We start from the raw sequence: 1,220 nt of genomic DNA, 5'->3' as shown, positions 1-1,220 counted from the left end.
GTGCACGACCTGGTAGAGAGTCAGGTGCTGTCCGGGGCTTTTGGGTCGGCGTCGGCAGTGGTGCGGATCTCGGTGCAGAACAGGTGGGCGGCGGTGACCAGGGTGACGTGGCGGTGCCAGCCGGCCCAGGACCGGCCCTCGAAGTGGTCCAGGCCGAGGGCGGTCTTCAGCTCGCGGTAGTCGTGCTCGATCCGCCAGCGGATCTTCGCCAGCCGAACCAGCTCGGCGGTGGGGGTGTCGTCGGGCAGGTCGCTCAGCCAGTAGTGGGACGGTTCGCCGCCGCCGGTGGGCCACTGCGCCAGCAGCCAGCACGGTTCGATGACACCGCTGTCGTCGTCCGGTCGCGGCCGTCGGCCCGCGACGCGGACCCGCAGCGCGGAGAACCGCCCGGTCAGCTTGCCGCGGGAGCCCGTCCGCCAGGTCACGTGCCGGGCCGCGGCTTCGCCCGCCGCCGCCACGTGTTCGCTCAGCGGGGCCGGGGCGGTGCGGTAACGCGGCTTCGGATGCGGGCCGAGCCCCGCGTAGGCGGGCTGGTGCGGCACCGCGTCCAGCCGGTGGGCTGTCGCCTGTCCCTTGACCTGGACGATCCAGGGCAGGCCGCGCTCGGTCAGCGCGGCCCGGAACACGGCGTTGTCGCCGTAGCCGGCGTCCGCGACCACCACCGGCGGCCTCACGCCCGCCGCCGCGAGTTCGTCGAGCATCTCCACCGCGAGCCGCCACTTCGGCCGGTGCACCTCACCCTCGGGGATCCCGCAACGGACACGGCGGCCCGCCGTGTCCGCACCCGGGTCCCACGACTCGGGCAGGAACAACCGCCAGTCCAGCGGACACGACGCCGCGTCCGAAACCGCGTGGACACTCACCCCGACCTGGCAGTTCCCCACCTTGCCCAGCGTCCCGGAGTACTGCCTGGCCACCCCCGGCGACGCGACCCCGTCCTTGACGAACCCGGTGTCGTCGACCACCCACGCAACCGGCTCGACCACCCGGACGGCGCGGGCCGCGAGCCGGGCCCGCACCTCCGGGACCGACCACGTCGAAGACGTCACGAACTGCTGCAACTGCTGGTGGTCCACTCCCAGCCGCGATGCCATCGGCTGCATCGACTTGCGCCGACCGTCCAGCAACAGCCCGCGCAAGTACGTCAGGCCCTTCACCCGCTGATCCGCCCGCCGCAACGGCGCGAACACCTCCGCCGCGAACGACTCCAACCGCCCACG

At 73.1% G+C, this 1,220-nt stretch carries 1 protein-coding gene; it reads right to left on the bottom strand.

What is annotated here, in order from left to right; genetic code table 11:
* Positions 1 to 20: 20 nt before the first annotated feature.
* A partial coding sequence (locus ACWD12_RS41080) for an IS701 family transposase (protein ID WP_450103964.1) occupies positions 21 to 1,220 on the bottom strand: 1,200 nt, incomplete at its 5' end.

The sequence above is a fragment of the Streptodolium elevatio genome (assembly GCF_053592165.1).
Note: the sequence above shows the minus strand (reverse complement) of the source record. Positions and strands in the feature narration are given on the sequence as shown.